We start from the raw sequence: 18,030 nt of genomic DNA, 5'->3' as shown, positions 1-18,030 counted from the left end.
AGATGATCAAGCGTAAACATATTATCCAAACAGTATTTTCTGCCTGTGGGCTGGTGTTCCTGGCAAGCTGCTCGACAGATTTCATCGACCAGGAAAATCCCAACGCGGTTTCGGCGCCCACTTATTACAGAACGGAGAGCGATGTGCTCCTGGCCGTGAACGGTATCTACAACTCGCTTCGCGATGGCAACGGTATTGGTGAAAACAGCGGACTGTTCAGCGAGGAGCGGTCGGACAACACCGGGCGGAACGATAACCAGTCTAATGCGGGTGAGCCATTTCAGTTCAATGACTTTTCCTTGCTGCCGAGTAATACCTACCTGAAATCGCACTGGCTGGTGCTGTTCCAGATGGTAACACGTTGTAACCAGGTGCTTGCTGGGATAGAAAAAGTGACTTTCACCAACAACGACCTGAAAGAACAGTATAAGGCAGAAGCGAAGTTTATCCGTGCATTGACCTACTTCCACCTCGTGCGCAAATGGGGGGATGTGCCTTTGGTAACCACCGAGCTGCTGAGTACCGAAGAAGTGGCGGCAGCCACTTTCCGTGCCAGGCAGGATGTGGTGTATGCGCAAATTGTGGCCGATCTGAAAGATGCCGTGGGGTCGACATTGCCTGACAACCAGACGGCCAATACCAAAGGACGTGTGACCAAAAATGCAGTCAATGCATTGCTGGGGCAAGTGTACCTGACGATGGCAACCACGCTGGATGCAGCCAACCGTACTGCCAACCTCACCGAGGCTAAAAAGTACCTGACGGCTTCCTATAACCTGCGTTCATTCGGAACTCTGAAAGATGTTCCTTATGCCGATGTGTTTGATGTGGCAAAAAAATCGACCAATGCGGAGATCATCTTCCAGGTGGTGAACAAACAGGGCGATATCAACTATTCATCCTCCATTGCCCGTAACAACCAGGCAAAGGGGGAGACGATCAACTCGCTGTTTGCTTCGGCCGGATCGGGAGGCAATGTAACCCCGGATCTGGTGCTCGATTATGAAGAAGGGGATCTGAGAAAGGATTTCTCCATTAAATACGCCAACGATCCGATCGTGAAAGATTACTTCATTACCAAATACCGCGACGCGAGTTCGGCTGCAACTACGAACGGTTACGGCGGGAACGACTGGATCCTGATCCGGTACGCGGATGTGATCCTGATGCTGGCCGAGGTCAATATGCAGCTCGGGGATGAAACGGCGGCAATCGGCTTCCTGGATCAGGTACGTGAGCGTGCGGGTATGCCCAGGTATGCTGTCGCGAAAACGGATGCGGCTTATGCGGCGAAGTATCCTACATTGAAACTGGCGATCCTGCACGAGCGCCGCGTGGAGCTTGCTTTTGAAAATCATCGTTGGTTCGATCTGCTGCGGGCTTTCACTACCGACGAGCTTGTAGCCTATTTTAAAAGTAAAAAACAGGAGAATTTCGGCATCGCGAAGCTGAACAGTTTCGGCAAGAAGGACCGCTATTACCCCATTCCGTTTGACGAATACAAATTGAATCCGGAGAAAATGTACCAAAACGAAGGATACTAACTATTCAACTCGCTGTAACAATGCCCTGTGTCGACGAACGATGCAGGGCATTTTGTTTTGAAATGTGATCATCTATATTTGGATGATTTATCAGTCTTCATTGCGATGCCGCACCGACTCATCTCGTTCCTGCAATTGACCCATGCGATCCTGTCCCCGGACCAGGAACTGATCCGGAGTGCATTTACTGTGAAGGATTTTCGGGAAGGGGATGTTTTGTTCGGTGGCGGAAAGATTTGCCAGGAGCTGTTTTTTGTCCTGAATGGCGTCCTGCGCATTATGGTGACGAATGAAAAGGGAAATGAAGTGACGCATTATTTTTTAAAGGAGAACCAGTTTTGCACCATTCTCAACAGCTTCAATAACCAGGTTGCGGCCCATGAAAGCATTTGTGCAGCCTGCCCTGCGCAGGTATTGGTCATAGGCAGGGCCGAGCTGCTTACGCTTTACACGCGCGTGCCGTACCTGAAGAGCGTGATCGATACGGTCACCAATCGCGGCCTGCTGGAAAAGATCCAGACCCGGAACGCTTATCTGGGGCAGGATTCAGCCACGCGTTACCAGCAATTTCTGATGCGCCAGTCGGACATTGCCACGCGCGTCCCGTTGGCCGACATTGCTTCGTATCTCGGCATTACTCCTCAATCGCTCAGTCGGATACGGCGAAATTTACGTTGAAATCGCTTTTTACCATTTGTTAAGTGGAACGGCAGCCTGCTGAGGGAAATTTGTGCTGTCAAAACATTTACCATAATGGAAACAGCAAATCAAACCCCATCACTTACGGGTAAAAAAGTAGTGATCCTGGGTGGGAGCTCGGGAATGGGACTGGCCACTGCCAGAGCGACCGCCGCCGAAGGTGCACACGTCGTGATCGTATCGAGTAACGCAGCCCGCATTCAGAAGGCTGTGGCGGAGCTGCCGGGGACCGGCTTGGGAATGCAGGCCGATTTGTCCGATGAAGCGGCCATCCAGCGGCTTTTTGATGAAATCGGGATATTGGATCACCTGGTTTTTACAGCAGGGGAAAGCCTGCTGCTCGGTAACCTGAGCGAAACGGAGCTCGCCGCCGCGCGTTCGTTTTTCAATCTCCGGTATTGGGGTGCGTTCATGGCGGTGAAGCATGCGGCCCCGCGTATCAATGCGGGTGGTTCTATCGTGCTCACCGGCGGGATCGCAAGCCCGCGCCCGAATGCGGGTTGGTCGGTAGGGGCGAGTATTTGCGCGGCTATGGAAGGTTTTACCCGCGCCATGGCGGTTGAACTGGCCCCATTGCGCGTAAATCTTGTTTCACCCGGTGTGATCCGCACTAATTTGTGGTCGGGAATGGCCGATGCCGAGCGCGATGCATTCTACGGCCAGATCGCCGGGGCGCTTCCCGTGCGTCACGTGGGTGAAGCAAGCCAGCTTGCGCAAACCTATCTTTACCTCATGAAGCAACCCTTTGTCACCGGACAGATCCTGGTGACCGACGGAGGTGCCGTACTGGTTTGATCACCGGGCCTCCACTACCTGCAGGCCTTGTTGCCGCAGCGCCTTTACGCCCGGTGCTTCATCGCCGGCATCGGTGATAAGGGTATGGATCTCCGCCAGTCCCGCAAATTTGATATAGCTGTCTTTTCCTATTTTCGAAGCATCACAAAGCAGGACCGTCTGCCCCGCATTGCGGATAAACGCTGTTGTGATGCTGGACTCGTGCTCACTATGCGCTGTCAGGCCGTTTTCGGCAGAAATGCCGTCGACACCAATGAAAGCCTTGTGCGCGTGGTAGCTATGGATATGCTGAACGGCCTTGTCGCCGTGTATCGCTTTGCGAGCCTTGTTGAGCTCACCGCCGATCAGGTTAATGTGGATCGAAGGCACGTCGATGAGCTCGGAAAGGATCGGTAGTGAATTGGTGATGACCCGGATGTTTTTCTTTTTGAGGAAACGGCACATTCCGAACACCGTACTGCCACAGTCGAGGAAGATCGTATCACCATCCATTACATAAGATGCGGCTTTTTCGGCGATCCGTGTTTTCCCCGCGTTGTTTACACCCGATTTCTCTGAAAACCCGGTCAGTACCGGGTTTTCCATTTTCATGGCGCCTCCATGCGTCCGCACGAGCAGGCCTTCGTCCGCAATATCGGCCAGGTCGCGGCGGATAGTGGCGGGTGAGGCTTCCAGGATTTCTGCCAGCTCAAACACGCTCAGGCTCTCCGAGCCGTTGAGTGCGGCGAGAATTTTCTTTTTACGTTCTTGGAAGTTCATCGTAATTGTTTACTTTTGATCAAAAATAATCAAAATTGATTAAAAATAATCAAACCTATTAGCTTTGAATGGCCTGATGCCTGCCAAAAGTAGCATATTTGATCAGTTTTGTAAAATCGGTTAATTTTAAATCAAATTTTATGAGTGGATTAATGATTCTCGTAGCCGGGCCGTACCGGTCAGGTACTGGTGACGATGCTGTTCTGATGCGTCAAAACCTGGACAAGCTCGAATCGGTGACATTGTCTCTGTTTCGCGCCGGACATTTGCCGGTGATCGGGGAATGGGTGGCACTGCCATTGCTGAAACTGGCGGGCTCGAAAGTGCCGGGTGATGGACCCTATGAAGAAATCCTGTATCCGGTTGCGGGCAGGCTGTTACAAAAATGCGATGCGATCCTCCGTCTCGAAGGAGATTCGAAAGGGGCCGATGAGGATGTCAGGATAGGGAAGGAGCGGGGATTACAGATTTTCTATCACCTCGCCGAGGTTCCCGGCTGCGCCTGATTACAGCAGATTGGGCTGGTGAGCCATATTCTTGTTATACATCGGGATCGAGATGTAAAAACAGGTGCCCTGTCCGGGTTCGCTTTCCAGCCAGATCTTTCCATTTTGCGCTTTGATGAACTCCATGCAAAGCATCAGCCCCAATCCGGCACCTTTTTCGTTGTTGGTTCCGAAGGTAGACTCCACATGGAGGGAGAATATCGATTTCTGTTTCTCGGGTGACATGCCAATACCGTTATCGCAGACCGAGATCAGGCAATGGCTGTCCTGCATCTCACCTTTGACGGTGATCCGCCCGCCCATCGGCGTGAACTTGATTGCATTGCCCACGATGTTACGCAAGATCAGCTGCATCATGTCGCTGTCGGCATAAATCCTGGCCGATGGGTCGAAGTAGGATTCGAGGTTGATGCTTTTGCGTGCGGCGATGTTCCGTTCCAGATTGAGCGTAGACTCGAAAAGGGTATCCAGGTTGAGGAATTCCAAATGCGTGGACACCCCGTGAAGCTGTGATTTCGACCAGTCCAGGAGCTTGGAAAGCATGGCCATCGTATTTTTTGTCGAATTGAGCAAGTCGTTCTCGATGTCAAGTTTTTGCTCCTCGTTCAGGTCGTGCTGGGTAAGCAGTTCGAGAAAGTTCTGAATGCTGCCCAGCGGTGAGCGCAGGTCGTGTGCAACGATGGACATCAGCTTGTTCTTTTCGGCATTCAGTTTTTCCAGCTCTTCATTCTGTTTGACGATCTGCTCATTTTGTTTCTCGATCGCCCGCGATTTCTCGAGCGTTGAAGCTCGTTCCTGTTCGTAGCTGTTCCGGATGTAGTCGATACAAAAATAGGTGATGGCAGCGACCACGGCATAGGCCGACATATGATCAACAAATCGGTTGGAGCGGCTGGTATAAGTATCCGGTACCAGGTAGGGGTAATAGTACTCCATGAGATTGAGGATCAACAGGATCGTCACATTGATCGGGATCCAGATCTTATACTGATCCGAAGGGCTGATCGCGATGCTGAGCAGCAGGAAAAGCAAAAAAAACAAGTCGGTAGGGCCCTGCAGGCCCGAATTCAGGAAATAGTTGACCACAAACAGGCTGATCCCGACAATGTTGGCAAGCAGAATGCTGATACTCACGTAATTGCGGAATCGTGAAGCATAATACAATGCGATGGCGATCAACAATACGATCAGACTGGCCAGCGCAATTTTGGGCAGGCCGATCGCATAGTTGAAAGGGACATTATAGCTCAGCGCAAAGATCGAGATGAGGCAGACCGAGTGGAAGATCCGTGCATTCAGTGGAAATTCCAACGGGTCACCGGACAGTTTAGACCATAGCTGATAGAGTGAAGATCTGGAAGGCAAGACGTGTAGGGTTTCTTTCCTGCAAATATAAGCCTCCCGTTTTCATTATGCATTGGTAGAATTAATATTAATTGATTTGTGGAGATTGATCATCCTTTTATGCGGTTGAGTTCATCCTCAGATCCCGATCTCCGGTTACGGGCCGCCTTGATTTCCTTGCTTCCGAAGCGATAATTGAAGTTAACCCGCAGCATCCTGCCCTCGAAACGGAATCGCAGGCGTGTTTCGATGCCCGCGTATGCCGACGTGTAGCCGCCACGTGCGGTATGGAAAATGTCGCTGAATGAAACTTTCAGGCTCGCGTTTTCCTTCCAGAACTTTTTCTGCACCCCGGCGTCCATCATGCCCATTTGCCAGTTGTAGTCAATGCGACGGTAAGGCGAATTGTACCAGCCGCTCAGTTCTAGCGTCCAGTTGTTTTTAAGCTTAAAAGTATTCTGCGCATTGAAATTGAATGCGGTGGTGCGGTTGTTGACGATGATGCCGTTGTCCAGTGCGGCCCGCCACAGGTTGTGATAACCGCTGAAATTGAAGTAGATCTCCCACCATTTCGTAATGGGCGTAGTAATGCTGACGTCCAGGCTGAAGCCCTGCGAATAATCCAGGTTTTGAGTGATGAAATAGGTCCTGCTGCTGTCATAGGGAATGCGCAGGCCCACCACGGGGAATTTAGTCCGGCGGTACCCGAATGAAGTGGTCAGTTTGGCTTTGTAAACGTGCGTCAGTTTGAAGCTATTGGCATATTCCGGTTTGAGAAAAGGATTTCCCTTCGAATAAACAAGCTCGTCGATACGGTACTCGAACGGGTTTAGGTTCTGGTAGCTGGGCCGGTTGATCCTGCGGCTGTAATTCAGGTTCCAGGTGTGATTCTTTGATGCTTTGAAGGACAATGCGCCACTGGGGAAGAAATTCAGATACGTCGTATCCACTTTATCCAGGTCGTTATGCTTGTAGCTCGTCAGGTCACCCAGCGATTTGGTGTGTTCGGCACGGAGGCCGGCCTGCAGGTCCCATTTTTTACCCAGCGAAACATTGTAATTAATATACCCCGCGTAAACTCTTTCAAGGTATTTAAACCGGTTGCTGCGGTTGGTATCGATCACTTCCGTGTTTTGCAGCACATTGTAAAAGTTAAATGTGTTATCAGACTTGACGTCGGACAGTTTCATCCCATAGCCGAGCTTGCCTTTTTTGAATGGCTGTTCATAATCGACCTTGAACGATTTGATCGTGATATCCACGGGCGTTTTGCTTACGTAATTCCGTTCGAGCGGCTTATCGCTGGTGGTTTTGAAAAAGTATTTATTGGGCTGATAGCTAATGCCGCGGGAAGAGAACCGGCCATAATCCGCATCGATGTTGAGCTCGTGACCGGTGGTATCGGCATACCGGTAATTGAGGTTCGCGTTCAGGTTTTTGTTTTTCTCCGGGTTGGACGTTTGGGACGAAAGCAGCAGAGAGTCGGCTGTAAGGTTCATCCGCTTGCTGATAAATGTCTCGCTTTCACCACCGCCATTGTGATTGCTGATCCGCCCGTTTACATGGAAGCCCAATGTATTTTTGGAGTCGATAAAGTAATCGGCGCCGATCTTGGCATTGTGGCTGGTGTCGCGCCACACACCGTGCCATACCTTGTTGTAAGCCACATGGTTCAAAATCTGATCGTCGTAGGTCGTATTATGCCAGGCGCCCTGGTTGAAGCCGTAGTTCCCGAAGATATTGACCTTCTTGTCGCGGTGGTTCAGGTTCAGCGAAGCATTGTATTTGGGCGAGATTCCAAACATCCCGCCCAGGCTGAGATTACCGTTTGTACCCAGCTTCGCATTCTTTCTCAGCCGGATATTGATGATCCCGAGATCTCCTGCCGCATCGAACTTGGCGGAGGGGTTTGTAATGATTTCGATCGCCTCGATATCCGCGGAATTCATGCTTTTTAATGTCGAGGCCAGATCCTTTCCGCTCAATGGCGATGGGCGCCCGTCGATGTAAATGCGGACGCCGGTTTTACCCCTTACCAGAATGTTTTCGTCCCGGTCTACCTGCACACCGGGTGAGCGTTGCAGCAATTCCAGCGCATTGGAGCCTGTGGCGTTAATGCTCGCTTCGACATTGAAAACCATCCTGTCATTTTTTACTTCGATAAGGGGTTTGGTGCCGGTGACCTTTACCTCGTTCAGTTGCCGCGTTTCCGGAGCCATGCGGATTTCCGGTATTCTCACATCGTGACCGGCCACCTGAAATGCATCCGAGTGATACATTTGCTGGCCCACAGCCGAAATGCGCAGGAAGTATTTGCCGTCGGGAATGTTTGCGATCTTGAACGAACCGTGTTCGTCGGCTACGTCGGCCTTTACGAGTGAGGAATCTTTTGCCTGATTGATCGAAATGGCGGCGAAGCCGATCGCTTCGTTTTGGTGATTTCTGACGATCCCGCTGACGGTAAAAGTCTGTGCGAAGCCGGTAAGGGAGAATCCATGAATTAGCAGGTAGAGTAGTGTTTTTTTCATAAATGGCTAATATTCGTATACGGCAAAGAGTAAGAAAGACTTTTAATGTTGCATTGGCTGTTTATTTTTCTATTTTTAGTCAACGTTTCTATGTCGAATTGAATTGAAGTACCCATGAAAGCTATCGGCTACGGGGTCATTGTGCTACACCTCTTATGCTTTCAAATTTGTTGTGCGCAGGAGTTCGCGCGCAGGTTCAGGCGACTTACCACCGACCAGGGATTATCGCAAAGTCATGTCAGTGCGATCCTGAAAGACCGGCGTGGGTTTATGTGGTTTGCGACGGAAGACGGGCTCAACCGGTTTGACGGTTATAAATACACGCACTACAAGCACGACCCCGATACCCCGGGATCCATTCATGACAGTTTCATATTATCACTGCTCGAAGATGAAGCGGGTGAGATGTGGGTGGGCACATCGACCGGGCTCGACCATTACGATCGCGCCAGCGACCAGTTCGTCCATTACCCGCATCCAGGCAAGAATCTCGCAGTGCATACCATATTCAGGGATAGCCGTAGCCGTATCTGGCTCGGTACCGACCATGGATTGTACCTGTTTGACCGGACACGCCGTTCCTACCAGCTGTTCAGATATCTGGGTCCGGATGCAGTTGCCGGTAGTGAATTCGTGACGAGCATTGCCGAGGGGGACGGATATGTGTTGTGGGTAGGAACTGAGAAAGGTCTATTTCAGCTGGATATTGCATCTGGCGGATACAGTTCCTTTCGGGATGTATTGCGCGAAGGCAATAGCAGGAAGTCAGACTGGGTAAAAGTACTGCACCGCGACCGGAAGGGTAACCTGTGGGTAGGCACGCATGGCGGCGGAGTGGTGGTGCTGGGGCCGTCCGGCAAAGTGGAGCGAAATTTTGTCTACGATCTTGCCAACCCGTCGGGGGTGAGCCATGACGATATCCTGTCGATGATGGAAGACAAGCTGGGCAGACTGTGGATTGGCACGGAAAATGGCGGCGTGAGTATCTATGACCCCGCAACGGGAAAGTTTACCATTTTAAAGAACGATCCGGATGATCGCAATTCGCTGAGCAACAACTCAGTTTATGCTATTTATAGGGATAATGCCGAGAATATCTGGATCGGAACCTATGCCGGAGGTGTGAATTTCCTGCCTAAGTTCGGGCCCAAGTTTACCTCTTACCGGAGCAAAGTAGCGAATCCAAACAGCCTTAGCAACAATACGGTGCTGGCTATTTGTGGGGACAGTACGGGCAATGATATCTGGATCGGGACAGACGGGGGAGGCCTTAACCGGTTTGATCGCAAAACAAAATCGTTCAGTTTTTACAGGCATAGGGAAGGCGATCCGCGTTCGATCAGCAATGACTATGTGATCGCAGTCACCTGGGTGGCCAGGGATATATTGGGTTTGGGTTTTCATAATGGGGGATTCGACCTTTTGAATGTAAAAACGGGCGAGATAGAGCACCATATGCCGCATGAGAACAACCAGAACAGCCTCTCTATTTCCGATGTGAATAATATGACACGGGACCGGGATGGTAGTCTGTGGCTTGGAACCTGGAAGGGCGGTTTAAACCATTATGATATCAAAACGAAGAAGTTTCGTCACTATCGTCATGACAACTTTGATGCAGGGAGCATCAGTGGCGACATCGTTACCACGGTATTTCAGGACAAAAAGGGGGATATCTGGGTAGGCACATTGAATGGTCTCGATCTGTTGCTGCCCGATCGCAATGGTTTCAGGCATTACCGCAACGATCCGGGAGACCCCGGCAGCATTTCGCACAACAAGATCCAGTCGATTCTGGAAGCGACCAATGGTGATCTCTGGATCGGTACGATCGGCGGCGGACTTTGCTATTTTGACCGCAGAAAAGGGAAATTTCGGTCCTATACCGAAAAAGACGGCCTGGCCAGCAATGTCGTTTTCGCTATTCAGCAAGACCACAAAGGGAATTTGTGGGTCAGTACAAACAAGGGCATTTCCAGGTTCAACCCGACGACCAGGACTTTCCGGAATTTCGGGATCTCCGATGGCCTGCCGGGCAATGAGTTTCGGGATAATTCCCGGTTTCAGACTAGTGACGGACAGATGTACTTCGGAGGAGTAAACGGCTTCATCAGCTTCTATCCCGATAGCATGCGATATAATGACTTCGTGCCGCCGGTGTACCTGACCGACCTCCTGATTTTCAACAGGCCGGTCACAGCTGGTCGGGGAGATAGCGTTCTGAAACAGCAGGTCAGCGAGGCAAAACAAGTGATGCTGCATTACGACCAGTCGGTCGTTACCTTCGAGTTTGCGTCATTGAGCTATACTTTTCCTCAAATGAACCAGTATGCGTATAAGCTGGAAGGTTTCGACGATAATTGGAATTACATTGGCAACAAGCGTACCGCAACCTACACGAATTTGGACCCTGGTACGTACATTTTCAAAGTAAAAGCTTCCAACAATGATGGTGTATGGAACGAAAAAGGAATCGCCGTTAAACTGATCATTACACCACCTTTCTGGCTGACGTGGTGGTTCAGGCTTTTGTGTCTGGTGCTGCTGGCAGGCCTGGTCACCGCGGTGTATCAGATCAGAACGTACACGATCCGAAAACAGAAAAGGGTGCTCGAACGCCAGATCCAGGAGCGGACGACCCAGCTTGAACGCGCCATTGAAGAACAGCAACAGGCGGTTCAAAAGGCCGAACTGGCCAATCGTGCAAAAAGCTCGTTTCTTGCCACGATGAGCCATGAAATCCGGACACCGATGAACGGGGTTATCGGCCTGGCTTCGCTGCTCGCTGAAACGGATCTGACCGAAGAGCAGCGGGCTTTCACAAAATCGATCCAGCTTTCGGGAGAGGGCCTGCTTAATGTGATCAATGATATTCTGGATGTATCGAAGATCGAGTCCGGCAACATGGAGCTCGAAGAAAAGGAGTTTGGACTGAGAACTTATGTCAGTGATGTAATAGAGGTGTTCAGGGCTAAGGCGGCATCAACGCATTTGGATGTTGTGTTGAAGATCGACGAGGAAGTGCCCGCATGGATTATTGGAGACCGTCTGAGGCTTGGGCAGGTGCTTACCAATCTGGTGGGCAATGCTGTGAAATTTACACCGGAGGGCGAAGTGAATGTGCACGTATATGTGATCGCACGCAGGGGAGAGTCGGTCACCCTCGGTTTCGATGTGGCCGACACCGGGATTGGCATTGCCGAAGACAAACTCGACAGGTTGTTCAAACCGTTTTCGCAGGTGGATTCTTCCACCACCCGCCAGTACGGTGGGACGGGGCTTGGATTAGTGATTTGTGAACAGCTGACAACGCTCATGGGAGGATATATAGAGGTGCAAAGCCGGCTGAACCACGGAAGTATCTTTCGTTTCTCGATCTCCGCCGGAGTAGCGGCCAGGGCGCCGGAAGAAAAGGCGGTGATGGTCCAGGCAGATGCTTCGCAGAAAAAATTGCATTCTGACTTCGCGCTCCAATACCCGATGTCCATTCTGGTTGCGGAGGACAATAAAGTCAATCAGATCGTGATCATGAACACGCTGGCGAAACTGGGTTACCGAGCCGATCTGGTACAAAACGGCCTGGAAGTACTCGAGAGGGTTGAAGAGGTACAGTACGATGTCATTCTGATGGATATGCAGATGCCACAAATGGACGGACTGGAGGCAACGCGGCAGATCAAGGCGAGAAGCCCTGTTCAGCCATTTATCATCGCGATGACTGCCAATGCATTGCAGCAGGACAAGGACAAATGTTTTGAGGCTGGAATGGATGATTATTTCAGTAAACCGGTCATCCTGGAAGAGCTCGTCGTCATCCTCAGTAAGTGGGCAAGCCGCCTCGAAGCCCCTGCTCAGAGGATGAAGTAAGCGCGGGCCGTTATTGTTTTTTGGATTAGGTTGATACGGTATTTACACAAAAAGAGCAGCCAGGAAGCTGCTCTTTTGCGTTTGTAGATGATGAAGTGTTAATAAGTTTCCTGTATCAGTGTGTGCTATTACTTTAAAAATTCCGTTCCAGCACCGATTGCAGTACTGCTCTCAAAAGCTTTTTTTGCTTCTTCCCGTTTGACAAAGGCTGCTGCATCATCCGCTAGCAGTTCTTTGAGGTGCTTGTTTCCGAGATCGTCATAGTACCAAATCCATACCATTTTCTCAGAAACTATCGAATAATGCAGGCCTGCCATGGTGTTTGTCTGTTGATGGTTCAAATATAATGGAATATATCCATTCCGATGGAAATAATCCATTATATTTTTTTGCGAAACATTTTCAGACTGCCGAGGACGTCCGCAGAATTCTGCTGTAAATCAGTTTAATGAAGCCAGCGAGTCGCGTAGTGATACGTCCTCGTGCGATGCGTCGTAAATGCATTCGCCGTTCTTCACGACGAGGATTTGTGGAGATTCATGCTCAACCTGGAAAGCATTGGCAATAGCCATCGACTCTCTCCGGTTTTGTACGACATCCACAATGTAAATGGGAATCAGAAGGTCAGATGCAGCGTTCACCTCCGATTTGAGTTGCCTGTAAGCCATCAGGCTAGTCATGCACCGTGGGCTGTGTTTATAGATAATGGAATACTCCGGTGACTTGTGAATTGTATCGACTTCCTCTTCGCTATTGATCGTAATCCAGTTCATATCTTTTTTATTTCCGAAATCTGTTATTGCTCTCCTGACAACAATCAAATAGTCTTTTTTCATTCCAATTGATTTTGAAAAAGTATTAACATGTTCATAGACAGGTATTATTTAAATGATAAATAAGATTTTTTAAGTATAATGAGTGTGGTGTGCTTTTTCCTCCTCCCCAGGCTTTGGGCGAAGATTCTGATTGACTATATTTAGAATATGGCTGTTCATTGAAGCATGCGCAGCCAATCCCGCCGCATACAAAATCCCGGTAGCCGCACTGCCACGAAATGCAATTCAGGGTTTGCACCCCCGGATTGTGAGAAGTCCTGTATCCATTTTCCTATTACTTCAAATACTAAACTTGTTTTGTATGGTACAGAAAATCAACCGTCGCAGTTTGTTAAAATCAGGTTTCGCGTCCATCGGTGCATTAGCCGCAGCACCTTTCGTGGCGGAAGGCGCATTCGCCGGTACGCCTCTCAGGCTCGACAAGTCCAACCGGATCTTTTACAGTCCCATGGTAAGAGGGCACTTTCTGGACACTGAACCGGACCTCGCCAAAATGGTCGCCCGCATCGGCTCCAACGAAAATCCATACGGCCCGCCTCCGCTGGCCCGAAAAGCGATCGCCGAATCGATTGAAAAAGGTAATCGCTACGGACGACAAGAGCTGAAAATGCTGACCGATAAAATCGCTGGAAAGGAAGGCGTCACAGCAGAGTATATCATGATGGGTAACGGCTCGGGTGATTTGCTTGAAAAAACAGCGCTGGCGCTATTTAAGGACGGTGGCAACATCGTGTCCGCCGATCCTACTTATATGTCGCTCATTCGCGTGGCGGAGTCGATCGGGGCGACCTGGAAGCCCGTACCCTGTAAATCAGACTGGTCGCACGACCTGGATGCCATGGAGAAAGCGATCGACAACGATACCAGGCTCATCTATATCTGTAATCCCAACAATCCTGTCGGAGCAGTCACCTCCACAAAGGCATTGACCGACTTTTGCAGCCGGGTTTCGGAAAAGGTGCCGATTTTTATCGATGAGGCCTATATCGAACTCGTGGAAGGTGCCGATAACAAGAGTATGGTAAGTCTATTGAAGGAAAATAAGAATGTGATCATTGCGCGCACATTCTCGAAGATCATGGGTATGGCGGGCCTGCGGGTGGGGTATATCGCTGCTATGCCCGGTACATTGGAGGCCATCAGGAAGACGGCCAAAGGAGGTGGATCAGGAATAGCCTGCACGTCGGTGTATGCGGCTACGGCCGCTATGGACGATGTCGAATTCCAGAATTCCACCCGGAAAATGAACACCGAGGCGAAAGCTTACCTCTATGACAGCCTGAAAGCGATGGGATATAAATATGTGCCTTCCTATACCAATTTCGTCATTTTTCCGATCAACATGCCGGGAAAGGAATTTTTGAAAAAGATGGTTGACAAAGGCATTATCGTCAAGGCCATGGACATACGGGACAAGCCATGGTGTCGCGTGAGCATAGGGACTAAAGATGAAATGAAGTTGTTTGTCAGTGCATTGCAGGAAATCAGTTAGCCGGGTAATCCGGAAAGCGGGATTATGCCCCGCTTTCCTTTACCTAGTTTTTCTTTTCCACGGGTACAATGATGAAATTGAGCAGCTCTGTGTGCCGGATGACCGAAATGTCGGTAATCGTGAGGATCTCCCGGTTGGTAAGTGCTTTGAACAATTCATTGGAGTTGCGGACAGGCTTCCCGTTGAATGACACGATAATATCCCCTTCGATCAGTTGTGACCGGGAGGCAGGCGTTCCGGGCTCGATGTGCGTAATGAAAATTCCCTGGTGATTGGGAAGCTTGTGATGTTGCCGGATGCGCTCGTTCAGCGGTACGTCCTGCAATTGCAGACCGAGGTAAGCTTTGAATACTTTCCCGTCACGGATCAGCTGGCGCGCAATTTCTTTGGCCGTATTGATGTCTACCGAAAAGCTCAAACCCTGTGCCCCCTGAATGACAGCAGTGTTTACGCCAATGACTTCACCATCGGTGTTGATCATCGGCCCTCCCGAATTCCCCGGGTTCAATGCGGCATCGGACTGGATCACATTATCCACGAACCGCCCGGATTGCGTCTGCAGCGTGCGCCCTAATGCACTCACCACACCCGTAGTGACCGTATGCTGGTAGCCGTACGGGTTTCCGATCGCGATCACGAATTGGCCGATCTGCAACGCACTCGCGTCTCCCAACCTGGCTACCGAATAACCTTGCGTATATATTTTCAGGATCGCCAGGTCCGTGTCCGGATCTTTTCCGACGAGTGTTGCTTCAATTTCGTTTTCGTTCAAAAGGCTGACCATTATTTTTTCGGAGCCTTCCACGACGTGACTGTTGGTGAATATCAGCCCGTCGGAGGAGAAGATGAAGCCTGATCCGGACCCCGCAGGCCGGAACTTCCCATTGACTGATTTATATATATCGATCTTAACGACCGCATTTTTGATCTGATCAACCGCACCGATGATCATGCTTGAAAAGGTATCCATATCGCTTGGGTATTATTTGTATGGAAACATGCCAACAAAAAGTCATCCAGCTGAATACGAGTGCCAAACTGGCGTGCCCGGGCGGTTGTGACACGCCAAAAGGACATGGTTTTACGAAGGGATGGTCACCACAATTTTTCCGGCCGTACTACCCTTTTCAATAGCTGCATGTGCTGTTCTCATCTCGTCGAAATGATAACTGGCGGCAATGTACGACCGGAGGTTTCCGGCTTCCAGTAACGCCGCGATCTGTTTCATGTCTTCTCCGCTTGATATCACGTTGAGCCGGTGCGCATAAACTTCCTTCTCTTTGACCTTTTGGACCAGCTTTTCATCCGTGAAAAATGTCAGAAGTGTGATCACCCGACCACCTTCCCTGACCGCATCCACCGACCGGAAAACGTGATCCCCGAAGAGTGAGTCCAGAACCAGGTCGGCGTCCCGGACGATCTCTTCGAACCGGACTGTCGTATGATCGATGAATGCATCGGCACCCAGTCCGAGGATGAAATCCTTTTTTCCGGCAGAACCGGTGCCTGTGACGTGCGCACCAAGGTACTTCGCGATCTGAATGGCATAATGCCCGACCCCGCCGCCGGCTGCGTGTATCAGTACTTTTTCGCCCGCTTTGAGTTTGCCGTGTGTGACGAGCGCTTGCCAGGCGGTGAGCGCGGCCAGCGTGGCGGCGGCAGCTCCTTCGTGGGAGATGTTAACCGGTTTTAATGTGAGCTGGTCTGCGGGGGCCGCTACATATTCGGCATAAGCCTTACCCTGGCCCGGAAAGTTGACCATACCAAAAACCTCGTCACCGGGTTTCCAGGTTGTCACCCGGCTTCCTGTCTCCTCGACGATCCCCGAAACGTCCCAGCCGATGATTACCTGTTCATCCGGTTTTGCTCCGACAATGAAGGACATTGCGTCGGCGTGTTGTCGCACAAAAGCGTCGACGGGATTGATACCTATTGCTTTGACCCGGATGAGAACTTCGTGATCCTGGATCTGTGGTTTGGAGATTTCCGTGAAAATCAGTTTTTCAGTTCCTCCGTTTTCGTTCAATGTGATGGCTTTCATGAATTTGCATTGGTTTAAATGACTGATGCAAATGTCAGCGGCCTCGCAGAGTTTTTGGCTGTAAAAGTTTGGGTTAATTCTGTAATTTTGCCGGTATGATTGTCCATCACATCCACCAGCCTTTTGACGTCCTCTTTGTAAAAGTGGATGAATGTCCGATCAAGGAGCATAAGAATACTTTTATCGAACTGGTGTATATAGTTGACGGAGAGGGAGTTTATCATATCAATCAGAACGAGTTCCGTTACGGCAAGGAAAACCTGTTCCTGGCGATGCCCATGGATCTGCATTACACGAAGGTAAAGACGACTACTTCGTTCATGTTTATCCGTTTTAATAATATCTATCTGAATGCGCAGAAGGCAAAAGAAGAGCATTCGAACCTGGGAGACTGGATTCATAAACTCGAATACATTTTTCAGAATAACAATCACCTGCAAGGGTGTATACTGCGAAATGCGCACGACAAACCGCTTGTGCGTGCGCTGATGGATGCCATCGCACAGGAATATGTCAATCAGCAGACACTTCATAAGGAGCTGGTGCAGCAGCTTCTGAACACGCTCTTAACCGTGGTCGCCCGGAACATTACGATTCACATCCCCGAGAAAACACAGCTGACCCAAAACACCTCGCTGGATATCATCCACTACATTCACCAAAATATTTACAACCCGGAGCGGCTGCGCGCGGAACGCATTGCTGCGCATTTTAATATATCTCTCAATTATCTGAGCGAATATTTCAAAAAGCACACGCATGAAACGTTGCAGCAATATATGATCAACTACAAAATTTCACTGGTCGAGATTCGGTTGAAACACAGTGATATGCGTGTCAATGAGATTGCTGCGGAACTGGGCTTTACCGACGACAGTCACCTTATCAAGACCTTTAAGAAGCACCGTGGAGTAAGTCCGGCGGAATTCAGGAAGGAAGCGTCGTTATTACTCTTCTGATTCCAATTTTTCTTTTTTCAACGCTATGACGGTATCCAACGATTCTACAATCAGTTCCTCAAAGGTCTGTATGGCCAGGCTTTGAGTCATCAATGGCGTTAGGTAACACGTAAGCAGGTCATCAAAATCGTCCTGATGATAAGGAATCGATCCAAAATGTCCCTTTTTGTCAAAGTAGAGATAAGTTGCGGATTCGAGATTATCGTCAGTTCTGAACCAACCGAAGGAAGTGTATTGACTGTTTAGATATTCGATCATTTCGTTATCTAGTTCCAGGATTTCGTACCGGTCATTTCCCCAGCTAAATAAAATCATGTCAAGAATACCCAGGCTCCTGATTTTTGACCAACTCTCGGTAGCGTCCAATTTATCCAGTAAATAGTTGACTGGAAATATGTCAATGCAGTTATTTTCGTTGAGACTATCGCTTTTGACGCCTCCAATTATCTGGTAAAAGTCTTTAAGATCTTTCGGTATGATGGCATGCGTCCGTGCCTCTAATTGACAGATGTCTTCTGAGGTACTTATTTGACCCGTCGCCAGCGTAAACAGCGATGCAAATGGTTCCCCTGCTTCAATTGACAGGCCATTGTATTCTCTTACTTTTTCTGAAATTTTGTTGAACACTTTGTTTGCTTTTTAGATGAATATCTCTTCTTG

General features: G+C 49.7%; 15 protein-coding genes. 7 read left to right on the top strand and 8 right to left on the bottom strand.

Annotated features, from left to right (window positions below):
• Window positions 1–2 precede the first annotated feature (2 nt).
• The 3 genes from BP71_RS19690 to BP71_RS19680 all read left to right on the top strand — a co-directional run bounded on the left by BP71_RS19690 (window position 3) and on the right by BP71_RS19680 (window position 3,038).
• The gene (locus tag BP71_RS19690) at window positions 3–1,544 is read left to right on the top strand and encodes a RagB/SusD family nutrient uptake outer membrane protein (RefSeq protein WP_496382321.1); all 1,542 of its coding nucleotides are present in this window, start codon (window positions 3–5) and stop codon (window positions 1,542–1,544) included.
• 105 nt (window positions 1,545–1,649) lie between these two features.
• The gene (locus BP71_RS19685; RefSeq protein ID WP_496382319.1) at window positions 1,650–2,222 is read left to right on the top strand and encodes a Crp/Fnr family transcriptional regulator; all 573 of its coding nucleotides are present in this window, start codon (window positions 1,650–1,652) and stop codon (window positions 2,220–2,222) included.
• A gap of 75 nt (window positions 2,223–2,297) precedes the next feature.
• Window positions 2,298–3,038, top strand: a complete 741-nt coding sequence (locus tag BP71_RS19680; protein ID WP_496382317.1) for an SDR family oxidoreductase — start codon at window positions 2,298–2,300, stop codon at window positions 3,036–3,038.
• Here BP71_RS19680 and BP71_RS19675 read toward each other — a convergent pair whose 3' ends face one another.
• The gene (locus tag BP71_RS19675) at window positions 3,039–3,797 is read right to left on the bottom strand and encodes a DeoR/GlpR family DNA-binding transcription regulator (protein WP_496382315.1); all 759 of its coding nucleotides are present in this window, start codon (window positions 3,795–3,797) and stop codon (window positions 3,039–3,041) included.
• A gap of 140 nt (window positions 3,798–3,937) precedes the next feature.
• On the opposite strand from BP71_RS19675, the gene BP71_RS19670 reads away from it, so the two are divergent.
• Complete coding sequence (locus tag BP71_RS19670) at window positions 3,938–4,303, top strand: DUF4406 domain-containing protein (RefSeq protein ID WP_496382314.1); 366 nt, start codon at window positions 3,938–3,940, stop codon at window positions 4,301–4,303.
• On the opposite strand, the gene BP71_RS19665 is transcribed toward BP71_RS19670, so the two are convergent.
• The gene (locus tag BP71_RS19665) at window positions 4,304–5,668 is read right to left on the bottom strand and encodes a sensor histidine kinase (protein WP_496382312.1); all 1,365 of its coding nucleotides are present in this window, start codon (window positions 5,666–5,668) and stop codon (window positions 4,304–4,306) included.
• Window positions 5,669–5,757: 89 nt separating this feature from the next.
• A complete protein-coding gene (locus tag BP71_RS19660) occupies window positions 5,758–8,175 on the bottom strand; it encodes a TonB-dependent receptor (RefSeq protein ID WP_496382310.1) in 2,418 nt (805 codons plus the stop codon).
• A gap of 114 nt (window positions 8,176–8,289) precedes the next feature.
• Between BP71_RS19660 and BP71_RS19655 the strand changes: the two genes are divergently transcribed.
• Window positions 8,290–12,042, top strand: a complete 3,753-nt coding sequence (locus BP71_RS19655; protein ID WP_496382308.1) for a two-component regulator propeller domain-containing protein — start codon at window positions 8,290–8,292, stop codon at window positions 12,040–12,042.
• 128 nt (window positions 12,043–12,170) lie between these two features.
• Here the strand turns inward: BP71_RS19655 and BP71_RS19650 are convergent, their stop codons facing one another.
• Both BP71_RS19650 and ytxJ read right to left on the bottom strand, forming a co-directional pair.
• Window positions 12,171–12,359, bottom strand: a complete 189-nt coding sequence (locus BP71_RS19650) for a hypothetical protein (RefSeq protein ID WP_496382306.1) — start codon at window positions 12,357–12,359, stop codon at window positions 12,171–12,173.
• Between the two features lie 123 nt (window positions 12,360–12,482).
• Window positions 12,483–12,878: a bacillithiol system redox-active protein YtxJ gene (gene ytxJ, locus BP71_RS19645; protein WP_496382304.1), complete on the bottom strand. Its 396-nt coding sequence runs from the start codon at window positions 12,876–12,878 to the stop codon at window positions 12,483–12,485.
• 301 nt (window positions 12,879–13,179) lie between these two features.
• On the opposite strand from ytxJ, the gene BP71_RS19640 reads away from it, so the two are divergent.
• Window positions 13,180–14,370: a pyridoxal phosphate-dependent aminotransferase gene (locus BP71_RS19640; protein WP_496382302.1), complete on the top strand. Its 1,191-nt coding sequence runs from the start codon at window positions 13,180–13,182 to the stop codon at window positions 14,368–14,370.
• A gap of 43 nt (window positions 14,371–14,413) precedes the next feature.
• On the opposite strand, the gene BP71_RS19635 is transcribed toward BP71_RS19640, so the two are convergent.
• Together BP71_RS19635 and BP71_RS19630 are read right to left on the bottom strand one after the other, a co-directional pair.
• Window positions 14,414–15,340 (bottom strand): S1C family serine protease, encoded by a 927-nt coding sequence (locus BP71_RS19635; RefSeq protein WP_496382300.1) that lies wholly within the window; start codon window positions 15,338–15,340, stop codon window positions 14,414–14,416.
• A gap of 111 nt (window positions 15,341–15,451) precedes the next feature.
• Window positions 15,452–16,411: an NADP-dependent oxidoreductase gene (locus tag BP71_RS19630; protein WP_496382298.1), complete on the bottom strand. Its 960-nt coding sequence runs from the start codon at window positions 16,409–16,411 to the stop codon at window positions 15,452–15,454.
• A gap of 95 nt (window positions 16,412–16,506) precedes the next feature.
• Between BP71_RS19630 and BP71_RS19625 the strand changes: the two genes are divergently transcribed.
• Window positions 16,507–17,370 (top strand): AraC family transcriptional regulator, encoded by an 864-nt coding sequence (locus tag BP71_RS19625; protein ID WP_496382296.1) that lies wholly within the window; start codon window positions 16,507–16,509, stop codon window positions 17,368–17,370.
• Here the strand turns inward: BP71_RS19625 and BP71_RS19620 are convergent.
• Window positions 17,359–17,997, bottom strand: a complete 639-nt coding sequence (locus tag BP71_RS19620; RefSeq protein WP_496382294.1) for a hypothetical protein — start codon at window positions 17,995–17,997, stop codon at window positions 17,359–17,361. The two genes, BP71_RS19625 and BP71_RS19620, sit on opposite strands and share 12 nt — an antisense overlap.
• Between the last annotated feature and the right edge of the window lie 33 nt (window positions 17,998–18,030).

The sequence above is a fragment of the Dyadobacter ginsengisoli DSM 21015 genome, from assembly GCF_059568735.1.
This window is presented reverse-complemented; position numbering and strand designations above follow the sequence as displayed.